21 protein-coding genes are annotated in these 20,191 nt (G+C 32.7%); 16 read left to right on the top strand and 5 right to left on the bottom strand.

The window, feature by feature from the left end; genetic code table 11:
- Positions 1-84: 84 nt before the first annotated feature.
- Entirely contained in the window at positions 85-798 is a 714-nt protein-coding gene (locus tag BXU01_RS12560; RefSeq protein ID WP_083693522.1) for a pyridoxine 5'-phosphate synthase, read from the bottom strand.
- Between the two features lie 116 nt (positions 799-914).
- On the opposite strand from BXU01_RS12560, the gene BXU01_RS12555 reads away from it, so the two are divergent.
- From BXU01_RS12555 to murI, 8 genes are all read left to right on the top strand, one after another.
- Positions 915-1,574: a CBS domain-containing protein gene (locus tag BXU01_RS12555; RefSeq protein WP_055095115.1), complete on the top strand. Its 660-nt coding sequence runs from the start codon at positions 915-917 to the stop codon at positions 1,572-1,574.
- A 110-nt stretch (positions 1,575-1,684) separates the two neighbouring features.
- Complete coding sequence (locus BXU01_RS12550) at positions 1,685-2,572, top strand: NAD kinase (RefSeq protein ID WP_083693521.1); 888 nt, start codon at positions 1,685-1,687, stop codon at positions 2,570-2,572.
- 173 nt (positions 2,573-2,745) lie between these two features.
- Positions 2,746-3,429 (top strand): DUF6089 family protein, encoded by a 684-nt coding sequence (locus tag BXU01_RS12545; RefSeq protein WP_083693520.1) that lies wholly within the window; start codon positions 2,746-2,748, stop codon positions 3,427-3,429.
- Between the two features lie 4 nt (positions 3,430-3,433).
- Positions 3,434-4,174 (top strand): isoprenyl transferase, encoded by a 741-nt coding sequence (locus BXU01_RS12540; RefSeq protein ID WP_055095173.1) that lies wholly within the window; start codon positions 3,434-3,436, stop codon positions 4,172-4,174.
- A complete protein-coding gene (locus BXU01_RS12535; protein ID WP_083693519.1) occupies positions 4,107-6,854 on the top strand; it encodes an outer membrane protein assembly factor in 2,748 nt (915 codons plus the stop codon). The genes BXU01_RS12540 and BXU01_RS12535 overlap by 68 nt, the downstream gene beginning before the upstream one ends.
- A gap of 48 nt (positions 6,855-6,902) precedes the next feature.
- Entirely contained in the window at positions 6,903-7,904 is a 1,002-nt protein-coding gene (locus BXU01_RS12530) for an OmpH family outer membrane protein (protein WP_083693518.1), read from the top strand.
- 15 nt (positions 7,905-7,919) lie between these two features.
- Positions 7,920-8,423 (top strand): OmpH family outer membrane protein, encoded by a 504-nt coding sequence (locus BXU01_RS12525; protein ID WP_198529562.1) that lies wholly within the window; start codon positions 7,920-7,922, stop codon positions 8,421-8,423.
- A 155-nt stretch (positions 8,424-8,578) separates the two neighbouring features.
- Complete coding sequence (murI, locus tag BXU01_RS12520) at positions 8,579-9,355, top strand: glutamate racemase (protein WP_083693517.1); 777 nt, start codon at positions 8,579-8,581, stop codon at positions 9,353-9,355.
- Positions 9,356-9,358: 3 nt separating this feature from the next.
- Here the strand turns inward: murI and BXU01_RS12515 are convergent, their stop codons facing one another.
- Positions 9,359-10,594: an aromatic hydrocarbon degradation protein gene (locus BXU01_RS12515; protein WP_083693516.1), complete on the bottom strand. Its 1,236-nt coding sequence runs from the start codon at positions 10,592-10,594 to the stop codon at positions 9,359-9,361.
- Positions 10,595-11,923 carry a DUF4270 family protein gene (locus BXU01_RS12510; protein ID WP_255373757.1) on the bottom strand — a complete coding sequence of 443 codons (1,329 nt, stop codon included), beginning with the start codon at positions 11,921-11,923 and terminating at the stop codon, positions 10,595-10,597.
- Positions 11,924-12,234: 311 nt separating this feature from the next.
- On the opposite strand from BXU01_RS12510, the gene BXU01_RS12505 reads away from it, so the two are divergent.
- The 6 genes from BXU01_RS12505 (at position 12,235) to BXU01_RS12480 (ending at position 16,989) form a co-directional block, all read left to right on the top strand.
- A complete protein-coding gene (locus BXU01_RS12505) occupies positions 12,235-12,996 on the top strand; it encodes a DUF6268 family outer membrane beta-barrel protein (RefSeq protein ID WP_255373756.1) in 762 nt (253 codons plus the stop codon).
- Positions 12,997-13,012: 16 nt separating this feature from the next.
- The gene (locus BXU01_RS12500; RefSeq protein ID WP_083693513.1) at positions 13,013-14,020 is read left to right on the top strand and encodes a kelch repeat-containing protein; all 1,008 of its coding nucleotides are present in this window, start codon (positions 13,013-13,015) and stop codon (positions 14,018-14,020) included.
- Entirely contained in the window at positions 14,010-14,342 is a 333-nt protein-coding gene (locus BXU01_RS12495; RefSeq protein WP_083693512.1) for a DUF4907 domain-containing protein, read from the top strand. The genes BXU01_RS12500 and BXU01_RS12495 overlap by 11 nt, the downstream gene beginning before the upstream one ends.
- Positions 14,343-15,446 (top strand): sensor histidine kinase, encoded by a 1,104-nt coding sequence (locus BXU01_RS12490; RefSeq protein ID WP_083693511.1) that lies wholly within the window; start codon positions 14,343-14,345, stop codon positions 15,444-15,446.
- Between the two features lie 12 nt (positions 15,447-15,458).
- Positions 15,459-16,169 carry an intradiol ring-cleavage dioxygenase gene (locus tag BXU01_RS12485; RefSeq protein ID WP_083693510.1) on the top strand — a complete coding sequence of 237 codons (711 nt, stop codon included), beginning with the start codon at positions 15,459-15,461 and terminating at the stop codon, positions 16,167-16,169.
- A gap of 103 nt (positions 16,170-16,272) precedes the next feature.
- Positions 16,273-16,989 carry a LytTR family DNA-binding domain-containing protein gene (locus tag BXU01_RS12480; protein WP_083693509.1) on the top strand — a complete coding sequence of 239 codons (717 nt, stop codon included), beginning with the start codon at positions 16,273-16,275 and terminating at the stop codon, positions 16,987-16,989.
- A gap of 1 nt (position 16,990) precedes the next feature.
- On the opposite strand, the gene BXU01_RS12475 is transcribed toward BXU01_RS12480, so the two are convergent.
- Both BXU01_RS12475 and BXU01_RS12470 read right to left on the bottom strand, forming a co-directional pair.
- Positions 16,991-17,509, bottom strand: coding sequence for a gamma carbonic anhydrase family protein (locus BXU01_RS12475; RefSeq protein ID WP_083693508.1), 519 nt, complete (start codon positions 17,507-17,509; stop codon positions 16,991-16,993).
- Positions 17,510-17,518: 9 nt separating this feature from the next.
- Positions 17,519-18,508, bottom strand: a complete 990-nt coding sequence (locus tag BXU01_RS12470) for a type IX secretion system membrane protein PorP/SprF (RefSeq protein ID WP_083693507.1) — start codon at positions 18,506-18,508, stop codon at positions 17,519-17,521.
- 143 nt (positions 18,509-18,651) lie between these two features.
- Between BXU01_RS12470 and BXU01_RS12465 the strand changes: the two genes are divergently transcribed.
- Both BXU01_RS12465 and BXU01_RS12460 read left to right on the top strand, forming a co-directional pair.
- A complete protein-coding gene (locus BXU01_RS12465) occupies positions 18,652-19,551 on the top strand; it encodes a NifU family protein (protein WP_083693506.1) in 900 nt (299 codons plus the stop codon).
- Positions 19,552-19,695: 144 nt separating this feature from the next.
- Positions 19,696-20,103, top strand: a complete 408-nt coding sequence (locus BXU01_RS12460) for a hypothetical protein (protein WP_083693505.1) — start codon at positions 19,696-19,698, stop codon at positions 20,101-20,103.
- Positions 20,104-20,191: the final 88 nt, after the last annotated feature.

Raw genomic sequence — 20,191 nt, 5'->3', positions numbered from 1 at the left:
TCGGGACTGCGGGTCATGCCCTAATTGCTTTATTTTTATTAAATTTTTATCTAAACCAATTGATTTAACTCAATAGTCTAAGTTTTACTTCAATTTATTCAAGTACATATTTACCACATTATCCAACCCCAAATACAACGCTTCTGAAATTAAAGCGTGACCAATAGAAACTTCTAATAAACCGGGAATATTTTGTTTAAAAAACTGAATATTATCCAGACTTAAATCGTGACCTGCATTTATACCTAAACCTAATTCGTTTGCTAATTCTGCGGCTTTAACATAAGGATCAATTCCGTTTTTGTTTCCTAAATCGTATTGATGTGCAAAAGCTTCGGTATATAATTCGATTCTGTCTGTGCCTGTTTTTTTGGCTCCTTCGATAATTTCCAAAACCGGATCAACAAAAATCGAAGTTCTGATTCCGTTACGCTGAAATTCCTGAATAACTTCGGTTAAGTATTCTTGATTTTTTATCGTGTCCCAACCTGCAGAAGATGTAATGGCGCCAATTGCATCAGGAACTAATGTAACCTGCGTTGGTTTACATTCTAATACCAAATCAATAAAATTATGCTGCGGATTTCCTTCAATATTATATTCTGTATAAACGATTGCTTTTAAATCGCGTGCATCCTGATAACGAATATGGCGCTCATCCGGACGAGGATGAATCGTGATTCCCTGTCCTCCAAATTTCTGAATATCGGCAGCCACTTTTAATAAATCAGGAACATTTCCTCCACGTGCATTACGAAGGGTTGCAATTTTATTGATATTTACACTTAACTTTGTCATATAAATAGATAATTAATTCTAGTAACACTATATTTGTTACGACAAAAATACAAAGTAAAACGTAGCAGTTTTTGCTATTTTTTGATTATTTTGCATGAAATATCCTTAACAGATTTATGACAGAAATTATAAACTATATCACCAATGATTTCAGAGCTATAGATAGCCAGGAAACGATAGCCTCGGTTCAGGACTATTTTGCCGATTTGAATTTTTCGCATTTTCCGGTTTTGGAAAACGGAATCTTCATTGGAAGTATCGCCTCTGACGATGTTGAAACTTTTGATACAGATAAAAAAGTCATTGATTACAAATATACATTGGAACGCTTTTTTGCGCGAAAATCAATGATTTGGCTTGATGTTTTAGAAGTTTTTGCTAAAAACCACACGAATATAATTCCTGTTCTTGACGAAAATAATATCTATATAGGATATTATGAAATGGAAGACATCATGAAATTTTTTCAGGAAACTCCATTTTTAAAGGAACAAGGCGGAATTATTATTGTTCAAAAAGGACTTCTAGATTATTCAATGGGTCAGGTAACCCAGATTGTAGAAAGCAACAATGGCAAAATTCTTGGCTGCTTTATATCTGAAGCTGATCTTGAAAATGTTCAGATTACCGTAAAAATTGGTGTTGGGCCTATGAATGAAATTATTCAGACTTATAGAAGATATGGGTACGAAATTATTTCAGAACATCAGGAAGATGCATACATCAACAGCTTAAAGGAGCGTTCAGATTACTTAGACAAATATCTTAATATATAATATAATCAGATAATTCGTCAATTAGATAATTTCTTAAATATTCTAATTTTCACATTATCAAATTGACGATTGCCACATTACCTAATTGACGAATTATCTAATTAAAAAGAATGAAAGTAGCTATTTACGGACAGTATTACCAGAACAGTACCGAACCCATTATCAAAGATATATTTTTGTTTTTTAACACGAATAATGTCGAAATGGTTATAGAAGAGCACTTTCTAAAAATGCTTCACGAAAAGCAACTCGTAAAAAAAGAATACAAAACTTTTTCAGCAAGTACATCGCTCGACAATAGTTTTGAGATGCTAATTAGTATTGGCGGTGACGGAACCATTTTGAGAGCAGCAACTTTAGTTCGTAACTCCGGGGTTCCTATTTTAGGAATCAACGCAGGAAGACTTGGTTTTCTGGCCACTGTACAAAAAGAAAATATTGATAGTTTCCTGCAGTTTGTAATTGATAAAAATTACACAACTTCTGAAAGAACGCTATTAAGCCTTACCTGTGACCCAAAAAACGATGCCATTGAAGAAGATTTAAATTTTGCAATGAACGAAGTAACGGTCAGCCGAAAAGATACTACTTCGATGATTACGGTTGAAACCTATCTAAATAATGAATATCTAAATTCGTACTGGGCAGATGGTTTAATCATTTCTACACCAACGGGTTCAACAGGATATTCTTTGAGCTGTGGCGGACCACTTTTAACTCCGGATGTAAAAAGCTTAGTAATCACACCTATTGCCCCACATAATTTAACAGCAAGACCACTTGTTATACCTGATGATACTGAAATTAAGCTTCGTGTTTCAGGCAGAGAAGACCAATATCTGGTTTCATTGGACTCGAGAATAGCTTCTGTAAAAAATGAATCTGTTTTAACAATCAAAAAAACAGATTACAAAATAAAAATGGTCGAAATTCCAGGCGAAACTTTCTTGAAAACCTTAAGAAATAAATTGCTTTGGGGAGAAGATAAGAGAAATTAAATTGTTTTCTGATTCATCACTATACGATAATAGCACTTTTTGCCGTTTTGCATGTATCGAATCATCATTAAATGTCTCAATATCATATTGTAAATTTAAAAAAAAGCACATTTAACTAAAGGAACGTTGATTCGTATCGATAATTATTATATTTGCACGCAATTTTGAATTAAATGAAGAAAATTTTTAATTTATTGTTATGTTTTTTCCCCTTTATCACACTAAACGCTCAGATCAATGAGATTGGTGTTTTTCTTGGCGGAAGTAACTTTGTAGGTGACGTAGGAAGCACAACTTATATTGCTCCTGAAAAACTGGCTTTTGGTATTTTGTATAAATGGAATAAAAGCCCGCGTCATTCTTACCGTTTTTCATACACACAATCAACTGTTTCCGGAAACGACAGGGATTCTGAAGAAACAGGAAGAAATAGAAGAGATTATAGTTTTGATAACACTATAAAAGAACTATCTGCCGGTTTAGAATTTAATTTTTTTGATTTTAATCTTCATGATTATCATCCAAAAATTACACCTTATATATATTCCGGTTTAAGTTACTTTATGTACGACAAATTGTACGTGACCGGAGGACAAACTAAAAAAGATAAAAACGGAGGTTCTATTGCCATACCAATGACATTAGGAATCAAATCGAATATAACACCTCATTTAATTTTAGGTGCTGAAGTTGGAGCCCGCTACACCTTTACAGATGATATTGACGGAAGTAACCCAAGCAGTGGTAATTTGAAATCGCTGCATTTTGGAAATTTAAATAATAATGACTGGTATGTCTTTTCAGGTATCACTTTAACGTATACCTTTGGACAAAAACCTTGCTATTGCGCAGAATAATAAAATGAATTTACTAGACTCTATAGATCAAACAAACTTACCCAAACATTTAGCCATTATTATGGACGGAAATGGTCGTTGGGCAAAACAACAAGGTTTTTTAAGAGCATTTGGTCATGAAAATGGGACAAAATCTGTAAAAAAAACAATTAAAACTTGTGCTAAACTTGGCATTGAGTATTTAACCCTATATGCTTTTTCGACAGAAAACTGGAACCGCCCTAAATTAGAGGTTGATGCATTAATGAAAATACTAATCAATTCATTAAAGAAAGAGCTTGTAACATTGCAAGAAAATAACATCAAACTGAATGCAATTGGAAATCTTGAAAAATTACCAAAATCAGCTCAAAAAGAGCTTCTGGATGTAATAGATAAAACCAAAAATAATACGCGTCTTACACTAACCCTCGCTTTAAGTTACGGATCAAGAGAAGAATTGGTAAATGCTGTGAGAATCATCAGTGATAAAGTTAAAAATAATATAATTTCAATAGACACTATTGACGATTCAATTATAAATGAGCATCTTTACACGCAAAATTTACCTGACGTAGATTTATTAATACGAACAAGTGGAGAACATAGAATAAGTAATTTTTTGCTATGGCAGATCGCCTACGCAGAATTATATTTTACTAATGTCTTGTGGCCAGACTTTAAAGATCAAGATTTATATGAGGCTATTATTAGTTATCAAAAAAGAGAACGTAGATTTGGAAAAACCAGCGAACAAATTAAATAATATTTTAGTGTTACAAAAAAGAATACAAATAGTCTTTACCCTACTTCTTTTGGGTAGTTTTTCACAAATAAAAGCACAAGAAAGAGTTCCTTTTGATCAGGGAAAAAAATATATTCTTGCTAAAGTTTCTGTTGTTGGTAAAATAAGCTTCAATGAACAAACCGTAGTTACATTTTCAGGTCTTCAAAAAGGACAAGAGATAACAGTGCCAGGAGAAGAAATTAGTGGCGCTATTAAAAAGTTAGGCAAACTTGGCCTATTCGATGAAATTGCCTTCTATATTAATAAGGTAGAAAACGACAGTATCTATCTTGACTTAAATATAGTTGAATTACCTAAACTAAACGAAGTAAAATTTGTTGGTATTAAGAAAAGTAAAGTCGAAGGATTAATTAAGGATAACAATTTGACCAAAAACAAAATTGTAAACGAAAACTTAATTACTACAACCAAAAATTATATAGAAAACAAATACAAAAAAGAAGGTTTTTATAATACCAAAGTTACCATTACAAATACTCCTGATACTATAAACGGACATCAGGTAAATATGCTTGTAAGGGTAGACAAAGGTGATAAAGTAAAAATTAGCAGTATTGATTTCATTGGTAATAAACAACTTACCGGAAATCAATTAAGATCTGCCATGAAAGACACGAAACAAAAAAACTTTTTTCGCGTTTTAAAATCATCAAAATTTATTCCGGAAAAATACAAAACCGACTTAGAAAAAGTTGTTGCTGCATATAAAGAAAAAGGATATCGTGATGCCCGTATCATTTATGATTCTGTTACTTATAACAAGAATAAAAATATGCTTGCGATCAAAATAAAAATGGAAGAAGGAAATAAATATTACTTTGGTAATATCAAATTCCTTGGAAACACCGTTTACTCAGATCAATTATTAAACCGTTATTTAGGTATCAAAAAAGGTGAAACTTATAATGGTGTTTTACTTGAAAAACGTATTGCTGACAAAACAAAACCTGACGCAGAAGACATTACAAACTTGTATCAAAACAACGGTTACTTATTCTCTAATATCAATGCTGTAGAGGTAAAAACAGTAAACGATACTATCGATTTCGAAATTAGAGTTACAGAAGGACCTATTGCTTACTTCAATAAAATATCAGTAGTAGGAAACGATAAAACTAATGACCACGTTATTTACCGCGAGCTTAGAACTAAGCCGGGAGAAAAATACAGTAAAGAACAACTGGTTCGAACTATTCGTGAGATTGGACAATTAGGATTCTTTGATCCTGAAGCTATTGATCCGAAATTTAAAAATGTTGATGCCGGAGCAGGAACTGTTGATATCGAATATCATGTTGTTGAAAAAGGATCCAGCCAGGTTGAGCTTCAGGGAGGTTACGGTGGTGGAGGTTTCATTGGAACCTTAGGACTTTCTTTTAATAACTTTTCTGCCAGAAATTTATTCAACAAAGAATCTTATAAACCATTACCAATGGGAGATGGTCAGAAAGTAGCACTTCGTTTACAAGGAAGTACGTATTTCCAGACTTATAGTTTATCATTCTCAGAACCATGGTTTGGAGGAAAAAAACCAGTACAATTTAGTTCATCTATATCGTACAGTAAACAATTCTTAAACAACTATGCTACAAGAACTGTAGATAAAAGCAAAAGTTTTAATATCTTAACTTTACAAGTTGGTTTAGCAAAACGTCTTACTGTGCCGGATGATTACTTCGTTCTTTCACAATCTGTGAGTTACCAACATTATGATTTGAATAATTATAATACTGGATTATTTACTTTTGGTAACGGAGCTTCAAGAAACTTAGCGTACACAATTGGACTTTCAAGAAGTAATAAAGGAGTTAACCCTATATTCCCAACTTATGGTTCTGATTTTAGTATTTCTGCAAAAGTTACTCCTCCATATTCCTTATTTAACGGAATTGATTACGGAGATTTAAAAAACCAGAAAGAATACAAAACTCAATATACAGGAGCTGCAACTTCAGGTATAGACGGACAACCACTTAATCCTGGAGATTATGTTAAAACCGAAACTATAAACGGACAATCAGGCTATGCAAGTGTAGGATCTGATTATGCAAATGCAGATACTGACCAAGGAAAAGTGGATCAAAAGAAATACAATTGGTTAGAGTATTATAAAATTAAATTTAAAGCAGACTGGTATACTAAACTATATGGTAAATTAGTTTTAAGAACATTAACTGAGTTTGGTTTCTTAGGTGCTTATGATCAATCAAGAGGTGTTGTACCATTTGAACGTTTCTATTTAGGAGGAGACGGTATGGCAAACTACTCCATGGATGGTAGAGAAACAGTACAGTTAAGAGGATATGAAAACAACTCATTGACTCCTGTAAATGCAAATGGGGAACAAATTGGGGCAACTATTTATAATAAATTCTCTATGGAGTTACGTTATCCAATTACATTAAAATCATCTGCATCGATTTATGCGTTAGCATTTTTAGAAGCTGGATCATCATACCCTACATTTAAAGATTATAACCCATTTGACCTTAACCGTTCTGCCGGTGTTGGTTTACGTGTATTCATGCCCGCATTTGGATTATTAGGTATTGACTGGGGTTACGGATTTGATCCTCAGCCCGGAGAAACTAAAGCACATGGTAAAGAAATTCACTTTATTATTGGGCAACAGTTTTAGTAGAAAATTTATTACATTTGTGTAAAAATTTTGATATAGACTAATGTTATGAGAAAACAATTTTTATTTATATTTTTAGCTCTGGTTGCAGTAAATGCAAGCCAGGCTCAGACAAGAACGACAAGAATTGGTTACATTGACATGGAATATATATTGGAAAATGTCTCTGATTACAAAGAAGCAAGAGCTCAATTAGAGCTAAAAGCCCAAAAGTGGAAACAGGATGTAGAAGCCAAAAAACTGGATATCAATAATCTTAAAGAAGGTCTTAAAGCTGAACGGGCTTTACTTACCAAAGAGCTTATTGATGAAAGAGAAACAGAAATTAAATTTCTGGAAACTGAAATGATGGATTATCAGCAAAAGCAATTTGGATCTGAAGGAAATCTAATGCATCAAAAAGCAGCATTAGCAAAGCCAATTCAAGATCAGGTTTTTACTGCTGTTCAGGATATTGCCGAGGCAAAAAATTATGATTTTGTTTTTGATAAATCATCCGATTTAACGATGCTTTTCAGTAACAAAAAATTTGATATCAGCGACCAGGTTATCCGTGTTTTGAACCGAACTGATAAAAGAGAACAATTGAATAAAAAACAATTAAAAGATCAGGAGGCAAAAGAAAAAATGGAAAATGCTATTGACGAAAATCCAGCAATGGCAGACCGTCAAAAAGCTTTAGATGAGAAAAAAGCAGCCAGAGAGAAATTAATTGAAGACAGAAGATTAGAGCAAGAAGCTAAGAAAAAAGAATACGACGACAGACGAAAAGCAATTGCTGCAGAAAGAGAAGCTAAAAAAAATGGCACGGTTTCTGAACCTGCTAAAACAGATGCAACAAAAACTGATGCAACAGCAAAGCCAGCAACAACCGGGACAGAAGCTACAACAACAGAACCTGCTGTTGATAAAGCTGCAGAAAGACAAAGACTTTACGAGGAACGTAAAAAAGAATTAGAAGAAAGAAGAAAGAAAATTTTAGAAGAACGAGAAGCGGCCAAAAAAGCAAAAGAAGCCGAAACACAAAAATCAAATACGACCAATAATTAATTAATATTTTTAAAAATGATGAAACAAATCAAAACTTTACTAATTGCTGCAATACTAATTTTAGGAGCAAGTAACACAATGAACGCACAAGCTAAGGTAGCTCATGTTGATGTTAGCGAGATTATGTCGAAAATGCCTGCAATGCTAGATGCACAAAATCAACTACAAAAATTAAGTGGGACATACGATGCAGAATACAAAAAAATGGTTGACGAATACCAAGTAAAAATCAAAAAATACGAAGGTGAAGCTGCAACTGTAACTGATGCTGTAAACGGAGAACGTTCTAAAGAAGTTCAGGACATGCAAAAAAGAATCGTTGACTACAGAGACAACGCTCAAAAAGAATTACAACAAAAAGAAACTGACATTGTAAAACCATTAATGGAAAAAGTTAGAGCTTCTATCCAAAAAGTTGGAAAAGCTAAAGGTTTCCAATACGTATTAGATGGTTCTACTCTTTTATTAGCTGATGGTCCAAACATAACTGCTGATGTAAAAAAAGATTTAGGATTCTAATAAACGGATTTCTTATAAATAAAAAAACTGCTTAAAACTTTTACGGTTTTAAGCAGTTTTTTTTTACAGTAAATTAAAATTAAAAAACTAAAATATTCGCAGATTTCACTTAAATTGGAATATAAATTTATTTGAAAAAACACTAAATTTGTAGTATGACGAATAACAACCCTATAGGCGTTTTTGATTCTGGTATTGGAGGAACTTCCATCTGGAGCGCCATTCACGACTTGCTTCCAAACGAAAAAACAATCTATTTAGCTGACAGCAAAAATGCTCCTTATGGTCAAAGAACCAAAGAAGAGATAGTTGCACTAAGCAAAAAAAATGTCGATTTTTTACTGGAAATGAATTGTAAACTCATTGTTGTAGCATGTAATACCGCTACGACAAATGCAATTGTAGAACTTCGTGCAGCATACAACATTCCGTTTATAGGTATTGAACCCGCAATAAAACCAGCCGCTAATAATTCAAAAACACAAGTAATTGGTATTTTAGCAACTAAAGGAACATTGAACAGCGAGTTATTTAACAAAACAGCTGAAATGTTCCAGAACACTAAAATAATTGAACAAGTAGGTCATGGACTTGTTCAGCTTATTGAAGATGGAAATCTGAATTCTCCAGAAATGACCCAATTATTAGAATCTTATCTTCAACCCATGATCGATGAAAATATTGACTATCTCGTTTTGGGCTGCAGTCATTACCCTTATCTAATTCCTCAGATCAAAAAAATTCTGCCGGAACACATTCAGATCATTGATTCCGGAGAAGCTGTTGCACGACAAACTCAAAATGTCCTGCGTGAAAAAGTTGGTTTTACTGATACACCAAATACAGATCCTCTATTTTATGTCAATTCAAATCCTGAAGTTTTAAAATCAATTTTAGAATATAAATATCCCATTATCGAAAAAGACTTTTAGAGATTAATCTATTTTTCTTTTGATAAACCAAATTCCGTCTAAAGATAAATTAAGGGATATTTTATGGTAATTTTCTTTGATCAGATTATCTGAAATTCTTCCTTTTTGTCCGTATGAATAAGAGATATGTAAAGCCGAATAGGTATTATCAATTGGCAAAGTAAGTCCAAGAGAAATAGCGGCATTATTAATCCTTTTTCCATCTACTTCAAGATATCCGGTATCAAAGTTTACACCTGTGGCATATTGAACCCTGTCCCAATATTTACGGATATTCTTTTTTGTACTATAAGTAAATCCTAATGCAAATCGATCCTGATTTACAAAATTTCCGTATAACTCAGATTGATTACTATCGCTCCATAAACTCTTTTCATAATCCAGTGTCATATTCAAATTGTTTTTAAAGCGTTTGCTTATCCCAATACCCATTTCTAAGGGCATATAATAATCATCCGTGTCAGATGCTACATCAGACTCTACCGTAGTAACAACATCATCATTTACAGTTTGTACCGTTTGAACTTTTGAAGCCTTAATATGACTTGGCAGCTTAAAAGTAGTCGCAACGGTAAAAGTTGAATCAATCTTATATTGAGCTCCCAATGTTGCTCTTACACCACTATAATTTGTTTTTTTCTGGATACTTGTAATCGAATTCATAATCAGGAAATTTCTGTTATCAGTGGTATTTCCAAATAATATAGCCGCAGAAGCTCCTACGGAAAGTTTTTTTCCAAATCTGTATCCGTACGAAAAATCAAAATTATTTAATCCGCCAGTTCCTGTCGCAGTCAAATAGTAGTAATCCTGACTATTATCTATTGGCAGTTTTAAATTAGAAATTTTGAAAGCTGAACTTGAATATGGTCGTAAAGCCACACTAAATCCGGAATTTTTAGTAACCGGAAAAGCAAAAGCAATATGCGAAAACTGAAAATTATTACGGCTTTCGCTTCTTGAACTGCTTTGATAAGTAGTAGAAATAGCTTTTCCGCCAATATCAAACATAAAGTGATTTTGAGGTAAATACCCTAACGATGCGGGATTTAGGTTATTTATAAACGTATCTGATGGCAAAGCAATTCCTGAAGAACCAATCGACGGAAGTACTCCGAAATCTGCATCATAAAGACTCCCTACTCCATATAATGAATATGGCGAACTTGAAACACTTTGAGAAAATGAAGTTATCGACATTAATATGAAGCAACTTAAATATGCTATTTTACTTTTCATTTAATAAGAGATATAATAAATTTTAAGCTGGATTTTATTGTTTATATGTTTTTGATCTCCCAGGACAACCCTATTCACAGATTTAGAAATTCCAGGCAATGTTAGAATAAGAGATGATTTAGAATCAGATGCTTTTATCATTTCTTTTTGCAAAAAGTTACCAACAGAAACGGTATATCCAACATTTTCGTTAAACTCATCCGTTTTTTTATTCAGGATACCAAAAACCGCTGTACCTGCAGAATTCACTAATGAACCACTGATTCTATTTAGATTATCGCCTACATAAATCTTTAAGGAATCTGCCAAAGGATACCGTTCTGAATAGGTATTATTAACCGGTTTCAGCAATAATTGAGCATCTACAATGGTACCTTTTTCAGAAATATATTTGAGTTGTTTAATATTGGGAAAATCAATTCTGCAAGCTACTCCTGTACCTGATTGAATAAATCCCTGCTGATTTGTTAATACGCTTGACAACTTACTACTCGAGACGGGTAAATTCTGAAGAAGGGTTCCAGTTCTGTCTAATGAAATAGAATTGAATTGCTTTGTGGCATCTAAAATCGTAAAATCTAATATAAAAGGAACTTCTTCAGTATCTGCCTGATATTTTGAATAATACAATCTTACTTTACTTGTTGCGACGTGAAAACCAATTACACTCGAAGAATTAGACGTTGATGGCACAAGAACGAGGCCTTTTAAATATTCATTGAAACTATCAAAATCCGTAATTTCTCTTTTCTTTAATTTCTGAAATAAAGCCGCACCAAACGCATCACTCATTTTAATATTTACAGAGTCCTTTTCTGTTGGTCTTGGCTTGTACGAAATTGTTCCAAGACTTTCATCACTATAACTTAAAACTGAGTTATTATAAAAATTATTATCATCAGTATTTGGTTTTACTTTTTGGGTCAATCGATGAATATCAAACGTTTGCACTTTTGTTGTATCGCCATAATAATAATTATCATATTTTAAAATCATAGCAATAGAGTCGAACACATAATTCGTTGTTTCTGTATCAGATCCACTGCTATTTAAGGTATACGATTCTGAAGCCAGTTGAAAATAACTGTTTGATTTTACCTTTCCGTAAATCGCATCATCATAATTACCAATCAGGATTCTGCTTTGATTGGATGTAACAAGCGAATCGAAATTTATCGTAGACATGTCCACCGTTACCGTATCGATCAAAATAACTTTATTGCCTAAAGCCAAATAATCAGATCCAACAACAAATTCGCCGGAATCAGAATCAGTTCCGCATGAGATTACGGTAACTGCCAGGAACAACATCAATATAAACTTGTGCATAATCTATTTTTTGAACAAATATAAAATGCACTCTTCTGCATTACACTATAACATATACAGTCACGTGTTTTTGCACTATAAACAGCAAAAAAACATCTACAATAGATTAATCGCCGGCAATACTTCATTCAACCTTAAAAAAGGCTGTTTAGTCTATTAAAAAGTACCATACATATATCTTCTTTTTTTTAAAACCATTAGCCTCCTACTTTTGAACCAATAAATAAGTAATGAAAACAAGGTTTTTAATTTGTTCGGTTTTTTTAATTTCAATTTTTAATATGAAAGCTCAGGAGAACTTTTCAGTAAATATGAATGCAAAAACAGCGTCTACTGATCAGATTGATTTTAATGAAACCAACATAAGTGTTTCATTTAACAAAAAAGCAGACAGTAAAAGCACTTTGACAAATACTTTAGAATATTCGAATTTGAAAGTGAATTATGAATTAGGCACCTATAAAACATATCAGAATTTGGATGGATTTAATCTGATTCAGGACAAGCTTAAATTTTCTCATGAGCTATCAGACAGAACAAGTTTAGATTTTTCTATTACTCCAATGGTAAATTTTCAAAGCAATTTAAACGCTTCTGATTTTTCTATATTAGGGAGTTTTGAGATCAAACAGCAATTAAATTCGAAAACTAATATTAGCATTGGTGCAGCACGAACAACTGTTTTTGGCACGCCTGAATTCATGCCAGTTCTAGCCTTAAATTATGTAATAAATAATAAAAGTTCTTTACTGATTGGGTTTCCGGATTCGAAAATTTCATACTCCAATAATAGTAGAAATAAGTTTAGTCTCAGCAATAGTTTTAATGGCAATTTTTACCATTTAGATTCACAAAACAATCTGGATAATAATGCCACAAAAGTTAGTTTATATCAAATGACTTCGGCTATTGAATATGAAAGAAATGTAGACAAAAACTGGTTTCTGAATTTGAAAGCAGGATATGATTTTGACAAAAAATACAATCTGATTGATAATGAAAATCATAAGGTTTATGATTTTAATACCGGCAACGGTTACGTTTTAGGAATTGGCATCAAATACAAACAATAAATAAATTTAATACACTATGAATAATTTTAAAAAAGGAATATTATTCGCGGCATTGTTTTCCAGTCTGGTTTTTATAGGCTGCAGCAACGACGACGATGATGATGATTTAATGGGGAACTGGGTGAAAAAATCAGCATTTGATGGCCCTGCAAGATCTAGTGCTACCAGTTTTGTTATTGGAGATTATGCTTATGTAGCAACAGGTTATACTGGTGATGTTTATTTAAAAGATTTATGGGCTTATAATTCTACCGGTGATTATTGGGAACAAAAAGCAGATTTTACAGGTGTTGGCAGAAGTTCTGCTTCTAGTTTTGCTCTTAACGAAAAAGGATATATTGGTCTTGGTTACGATGGAACAAATAAATTAAAAGATTTTTACCAATACGATCCAACCAGCAATAGCTGGACTCAAAAAACTGATTTTGCAGGAACTGGGCGTTACGCTGCCGTAGGATTTCAGGCGGGAGGAAAAGCTTATTTTGGCACTGGATATGACGGAAATTATCTTAAGGATTTCTACCAATATAGTGATGTTACCAATACATGGACGCTTGTAAACGGATTTAGCGGAAATAAAAGACGTAATGCCACTGCTTTTGTAATTGCAGATAAGGTTTATCTGGGAACCGGAATAAACAATGGCGTTTATCAGGAAGATTTCTGGGAATTTGATCCTGCTACTGATGTCTGGACCAGAAAACGTGATATCGACAAGGATACTGATGATGATTACAGCTATAATGATGACTATGCAATTGTTCGCTCAAACGCTTCGAGTTTCGCTATGAACGGACTAGGATATGTTGTGGGTGGAGAAAGCATCAAGACAATCTGGGAATATAATCCGGCAACAGATTTATGGACAGAAAGAACTCCTATGGAAGGAGCCAGCAGAACTGATGCTGTTGGTTTTGCGATTAATAATCGTGGTTTTTATATGTTAGGAAGAGTGGGTTCTACATACTTTGATGACGCATGGGAATTCAAACCTTTAGAAGAACAAAACAGCGATGATAATTAATATAAAAAAACAATTCTTCTGGAATAAAATCCAGAAGAATTTACTGTTTATTTTATTGGTTTTACAATTTACGGCTTGTGTAAAGCATGAGAAATTTAAAAGTACCTCCTTCAAAACCACAACAGGATGGGGATATACGGTTGCTTTTAAAAATAAAATCATCATCAAGCAGTCTGTTATTCCGGTAATAAATGACACTAAAAGTTTTTCGACAGAAAGCGATGCTTTAAAAGTTGCAGATTTAGTGGTAGAAAAACTCAACCAAAAGATATCACCAACGGTAACCAAAAATGATTTAATTTTATTAAAAATAAAATTATAAATGACACTAGATACCATCAAAAATACAAGCTCAAATAAAATTTTATTCCATTGCATTATATGGGTTTTCTTTATTCTGACTTCATTAATTCAATTTTATGAAAGTCCGTTTAGGATCAATAATGACTTTTATGTACAATGGAGTACCGGAATTTTGCTGTTTTATCTGAACTATTTTTATTTGGTTCCTGCGTTACTTTTAGAAAAAAAATACTGGCTTTATTTTGTATTTGTATTTGCTCTTATTTTACTTTTTATGATTATCAGGATTAATTATTTTATCCCTGAATTTAGGCATACAAGACCCGCAATGGGTCCTCCTCCTGAAGATCTTAAATTAATATTTAAAGGAAAACGGGTCAGAGCTATAATGGCTACAAGGCAACCCTTATTTTTTAAAATTGGGCCCTCTTTTTTCTATATTTTAATCATTACCATTAGTGCTATTATTAGAACACTAACTGAATTTTATAACAACCAACAAAACAAATTAATTGCCGAAACCCATAGAACAAATACTGAATTGATTTATTTGCGCAAACAAACCAATCCGCATTTTCTATTCAATTCATTAAACAGTATTTATTCTCTGGCACATAAAAAATCTGATTTGGTCCCTGATGCCATCGTAACATTATCAGAATTAATGCGCTATATGCTGTATGAAACGGATAATAAAACGGTGGCTTTAGAAAAAGAAATCAATTACATTCAGAATTATATTGAGCTGCAAAAATTAAGACTCAATAATATCGAAGATATTGTTATCAATGTTCATGGCGATACGCGCAACAAGTTTATTGAGCCTTTATTATTGATTTCGTTTGTAGAAAATGCTTTTAAATATGGAACTGATTACAAAGGCGCGGCACATGTAAAGATCAAAATTTTTATTCTGGAAAACAGTCTTGATTTCTGGATCGAAAATACGATTGAAAACTATGTTAAAGATCCTGACAATTCAGGAATAGGTTTGGTAAACATTCAAAACCGACTGGATTTGCTTTATCCAAATGCGCATGAACTTAAAATCACACAAGACAATGAATATTATCGTGTGCATTTGAATTTAAAATTAGATAAAATCCAAACTGCAATAAATTAAACAGAACTGACTATGGACAGAAAAAAATTCATTAGAAATGGTATTTTAGGAATTGCTTCGTTAGCAACAGCTTCTAAGTTATTAGAATCCTGTTCTAAAAATGATAATGATGACAGTGGCACAAATTCTTCGGGCGATGGAAGCTGCACTGTTTCTCCATCAGAAACTAAAGGTCCGTTCCCTATTAAAACACCTAGCCAATTGGTTTTAGAAAACATAAAATCTGATCGTATTGGAGTTGCTTTGCTGATTAATTTAGTTATCGAAAACAAAAACAATAATTGTTCACCGCTTTCCGGTGTTTTAGTTGATGTTTGGCATTGTGATAAAGACGGGAATTATTCAGAATATGGCGGGACTTCTATGCAGCAGACAGATTATACATCTGTTCATTTTTTAAGAGGCAGACAAACCACAAATTCTAAAGGAGAAGTTTCATTTATTTCGATTTTTCCGGGTTGGTATCAAGGTCGGGCACCTCATGTGCATGTTGAAGTTTTAAGCAGCAGCGGAGCTTCATTATTGGTCACGCAAATTGCTTTTCCTGAAACTGTTTCAAGTACCGTTTACTCAAGTACAAATTATGCCGCTCACGGTCAGGCTGACACTTCTAATACAAAAGATAATGTGTTCTCTGATAGTTTAGCCGATGAATTAGCAACCTTAACCGGCAATCTAACAGATGGTTATACTTTAAGCAAAACGATTACGGTAAACGGATAATTTTAACTCAATCAGTATTTTATGATAATTTTAAAACTTATTTTACTGGTTTAAAACTACTTTTGAGCACCAAACCAAATTTTTAAATCTAAAACTTCAACAAATGAAATGTGTAATTATAGACGATGAACCTTTAGCGGTTGAATTATTAGAAGATTTTGTTCGAAAGATAGATTCGCTGGAACTTATCAGCACTTTTAATAATGCTATTGATGCCGTTTCATTTATCAATCAGAATAATGTTGATTTGATTTTTCTGGACATTCAGATGCCTCATTTTTCAGGAATTGATTTCTTAAATACGATCGAAAAGAAGCCTTTAATCATTTTTACAACAGCTTTTTCTGATTATGCTGTTGAAGGTTTTAATCTTGGCGCTGTAGATTATTTGGTAAAACCCATCCCTTTTCATCGCTTTTTAAAATCAGTAGTCCGTGCACAACAAATTTTAAATCCAACTGCTAATGTTCAGACCATTTCTGAAAACACAACGGCACCGGAATTAGAACAGGATTTTATGTTTGTGAGAGCTGAATATGAAAATGTAAAAATGAATTTTTCGGATATTTTATTTATAGAAGGTTTAAAAGATTATGTCAAAATATATACTACAGATAATAAATTCACACTCACTTTAATCAGTCTTATAAAACTGGAAAACTTACTTTCAAGCAAAGGTTTTTCGCGAATTCACAGGTCTTATATCATCAATATAAAACATGTAAAATCAATTCAGAAAAATAAAGTTTTGATTAGCGATAAAAGAATCCCAATTAGCGAAAGTTATAAAAGTGCCTTTTTTGAAAGAATAAATTTGTAGTTTATTCTTCATTCTTAAACCATCCGGAATACATTACATAATTGTTTGAAATACGCTCAATCTCGCCGGCAAAGTCAGATTGATCAATGTCTTTTACTTTTTTTGCAGGAACACCGGCATAAATAGTTCCTGATGGCACAACTGTATTTTGTGTTACAACAGCTCCTGCAGCAATAATCGAATTACTTTCTACAACACAATTATCCATTACAATCGCTCCCATCCCAATTAAAACATTGTCATGAATTTTACATCCGTGAACAATCGCGTTATGTCCTATCGAAACATTATTGCCTATAATCGTTGGATGTTTTTGATAGGTACAATGAATAATTGCCCCATCCTGAATATTTACTTTATTGCCAATTGAAATAAAATTGACATCGCCACGAATTACAGCGTTAAACCAAACACTGCAAGAATCCCCAAAAGTAACATCACCAACAATTGTAGCATTTTCAGCAACATAACAGTCTTCAGGAATCGAAGGCGTTTTTCCGTTTACAGATTTAATAAGCATAATAAAAATTTAGTTAATAGCAGGACAATTACAATCGTAACGTTCCCTTTTACAAAATAAATTGATACCCAAAGTAATTTGATGGTATCCTCCTGTATCAAATTTTACATCGCCCGTAACTTGTGAATATGTATAAGCAAACATAAAATTCTTGTAATTAATACCAATTATTGGCGTAATATATTGCAGTTTTTGAGCTGCAACACCGCTTGTGGTACTATATTCTGTGCCATCAAAGCTTCTTCTATAGGATAATGCTGCCCACAAGCTTCCAAAATCCATACTCTTGTATGCTTTTAAGTTTAAATCGACAGATTTCTCTTTTGTTTTATCAAATAACTGAAATAAAACAGAAGGTTCCCAGGTAATTGTATTGCTTTTACCAAAAACATATCCGGCACTTAAAAGAAACTTTCTCACATTATCACTTTCGTAATCCGTATATAATTCGCGTCTGGTTTCAAGCAATCCCTGAACCGTCGCATGTGCATAAAAATCAAGATAATTATAAGAAGCTCCAACATCCATATTAAAATAAGAATCTTTTTGGATCTGCCCAAAAACAATTGGATCAAAAGTGCCCCCAAATTTAGTTTCATCCAGCTGACTCTGAATTATTCCTCCGCTTACACCAAACGAAAGTTGGTTTAAATCGAGTTCATCCCTGGAAAACATGATATGATGTGCATAAGTAAGCTTTACACCTTTTTGCGAATGATATCCATTTTTATCATTAAAAATAATAATTCCTGCTCCGGACCTTTCCCCTATTCTTCCGTTAAAAGTTAAAGTTTGAAGTGTAGGCGCATCTTCCTGACCAAACCACTGTTTTCTGGCTGTCAATCTTATCTTTGCACAATTGGCAGCGCCAGCCATCGATGGGTGAATCAGGTAATAGTTATCTGACAAGTAATCAGAATAAACAGGTATTCCCTCTTGCGAATAAGAATAAAATGTTGTTATTAAAAAAATAAATAAAACCTTGATCCTAAATTCCATAAAGGCAATTTTGTTTAAATATATTTTGGACTCTTATAATTTAATACGATTTATTTGAAAAGAGTCTTAATTATTTTATTAAAAAATCAAATATAGGTATTAGTAGAAAATAACTTTACTAAATTTGTGGAAAATTACAAATCATGACAAAAATCACCATAAAAGAAACTCAAAATCCAACTATACTAAAGTTTGAATTTGAAGATTTCATCACGCAAAATCAAAATTTTGAATTTAAAAATATTGACGAAGCACAATCATCTCCTTTAGCACAACAATTATTTTATCTTCCGTTTGTTAAAACAGTATATATTTCAGGAAACTTTATTGCGATCGAAAGATACAGTATTGTAGAATGGGATGATGTTAAAGATGCTGTTGCTGAACAAATTGAATCGTTTGTTGACAAAGGCGGCGTTATAATAAAAGTTGACGAAAATCAACCTAAAAAACAACCAATTACTGTTTATGGGGAAACAACTCCAAATCCTTCTGCTTTAAAATTTGTGGTAAGCAGAATGTTGACCAGAAATGCTGTTGAATATAAAAATATTGACCAGACCGCTTCTTCTCCGTTAGCAAAAGAATTATTCAAATTTCCTTATGTAAAAGAGGTTTTTATTGATGAGAATTATATTTCGGTAACGAAATATGATGTGAACGATTGGGACGAAATTACTTTGGAAGTACGAACTTTCATCAAACAATTTATTGAAAATGGCGGAACTGTTTTAGATGAAAATTTAATTGAAGTTGCTACAAAAAATGACATCACTAAAGATGAAGCATTTGATAAATTAGACGTTACCTCGCAACAAATTATTAATATATTAGAAGAGTATGTAAAACCGGCAGTTGCGGCTGATGGAGGAAACATTGCTTTTGATTCTTATAACGAGAATGATAAAACGGTTAAAGTAATCCTGCAAGGTGCCTGCAGCGGTTGTCCATCGTCTACTTTTACTTTAAAAAGCGGAATCGAAAATATGCTGAAAAGTATGCTAAATGACGAAGCAATAAAAGTTGAAGCAATAAATGCATAATATTTTGTTCTAAAAAATACAGAAAGCGTCTCAAATGGGACGCTTTTTTATTTTATTCGTATCTGCTTAATTTTCAATAAATTATTAGATCATAATGAGATAAAAATAGTTAATATTGTATTCTAAACTAATCAATATAAAACTATGGGATTATCTTCATTTTTCAAGAATTTATTTGGCACTGCCAAAGATTCTGCTTCAGATTTAACAACAGAAGCCGAGGTTAAATTTGAACAAGCTAAAGAAGCAGCCGCTCCTTACATTGAGAAAGCAGAGACTTTTGCTGAGGAAACTATCGCAAAAGCAAAAGAAGCTGCAGAACCAATATTAGATAATGCCGTAGAATATGCCCATAAAGCAAAAGACATTGTAAGCGAATATGTCGAAAAAGCTTCAGATTCATTAAGTGATGTAATCGATTCTGTAAAAGAAAAAACAACCGAAGTTTCCGGCGAAACCAAAACTGCTGTTGCAGAAACCACAAAAGATGCCAGTGAAAAAACGGAAACTATAATCGAAAAAAATACCGATCCCATTACAGATAAGGAATAAAGACATTTTTTCTAATAAAAATAAAATATCTCTATATTTGCACCACTAATATGCCTTCTCTTTGAGAAGGTTTTTTTATTCGAAAAAA

Origin of the sequence: [Flexibacter] sp. ATCC 35103 (assembly GCF_001975985.1) — a bacterium.
Taxonomy (GTDB): Bacteria; Bacteroidota; Bacteroidia; order Flavobacteriales; family Flavobacteriaceae; genus Flavobacterium.
The sequence above is the reverse complement of the archived record's forward strand: the minus strand, read 5'-3'. Positions and strand labels throughout refer to the sequence as shown.

Coding starts and splice junctions, on each gene's coding strand:
- BXU01_RS12525 (WP_198529562.1), top strand. CDS start 7,920: ATGATGAAACAAATCAAAACTTTACTAATTGCTGCAATACTAATTTTA.
- BXU01_RS12560 (WP_083693522.1), bottom strand. CDS start 798: ATGACAAAGTTAAGTGTAAATATCAATAAAATTGCAACCCTTCGTAAT.
- BXU01_RS12550 (WP_083693521.1), top strand. CDS start 1,685: ATGAAAGTAGCTATTTACGGACAGTATTACCAGAACAGTACCGAACCC.
- BXU01_RS12465 (WP_083693506.1), top strand. CDS start 18,652: ATGACAAAAATCACCATAAAAGAAACTCAAAATCCAACTATACTAAAG.
- BXU01_RS12515 (WP_083693516.1), bottom strand. CDS start 10,594: ATGAAAAGTAAAATAGCATATTTAAGTTGCTTCATATTAATGTCGATA.
- BXU01_RS12470 (WP_083693507.1), bottom strand. CDS start 18,508: ATGGAATTTAGGATCAAGGTTTTATTTATTTTTTTAATAACAACATTT.
- BXU01_RS12510 (WP_255373757.1), bottom strand. CDS start 11,923: ATGCACAAGTTTATATTGATGTTGTTCCTGGCAGTTACCGTAATCTCA.
- BXU01_RS12535 (WP_083693519.1), top strand. CDS start 4,107: ATGAGGCTATTATTAGTTATCAAAAAAGAGAACGTAGATTTGGAAAAA.
- BXU01_RS12555 (WP_055095115.1), top strand. CDS start 915: ATGACAGAAATTATAAACTATATCACCAATGATTTCAGAGCTATAGAT.
- BXU01_RS12475 (WP_083693508.1), bottom strand. CDS start 17,509: ATGCTTATTAAATCTGTAAACGGAAAAACGCCTTCGATTCCTGAAGAC.
- BXU01_RS12490 (WP_083693511.1), top strand. CDS start 14,343: ATGACACTAGATACCATCAAAAATACAAGCTCAAATAAAATTTTATTC.
- BXU01_RS12495 (WP_083693512.1), top strand. CDS start 14,010: ATGATAATTAATATAAAAAAACAATTCTTCTGGAATAAAATCCAGAAG.
- murI (WP_083693517.1), top strand. CDS start 8,579: ATGACGAATAACAACCCTATAGGCGTTTTTGATTCTGGTATTGGAGGA.
- BXU01_RS12545 (WP_083693520.1), top strand. CDS start 2,746: ATGAAGAAAATTTTTAATTTATTGTTATGTTTTTTCCCCTTTATCACA.
- BXU01_RS12485 (WP_083693510.1), top strand. CDS start 15,459: ATGGACAGAAAAAAATTCATTAGAAATGGTATTTTAGGAATTGCTTCG.
- BXU01_RS12540 (WP_055095173.1), top strand. CDS start 3,434: ATGAATTTACTAGACTCTATAGATCAAACAAACTTACCCAAACATTTA.
- BXU01_RS12460 (WP_083693505.1), top strand. CDS start 19,696: ATGGGATTATCTTCATTTTTCAAGAATTTATTTGGCACTGCCAAAGAT.
- BXU01_RS12505 (WP_255373756.1), top strand. CDS start 12,235: ATGAATGCAAAAACAGCGTCTACTGATCAGATTGATTTTAATGAAACC.
- BXU01_RS12480 (WP_083693509.1), top strand. CDS start 16,273: ATGAAATGTGTAATTATAGACGATGAACCTTTAGCGGTTGAATTATTA.
- BXU01_RS12530 (WP_083693518.1), top strand. CDS start 6,903: ATGAGAAAACAATTTTTATTTATATTTTTAGCTCTGGTTGCAGTAAAT.
- BXU01_RS12500 (WP_083693513.1), top strand. CDS start 13,013: ATGAATAATTTTAAAAAAGGAATATTATTCGCGGCATTGTTTTCCAGT.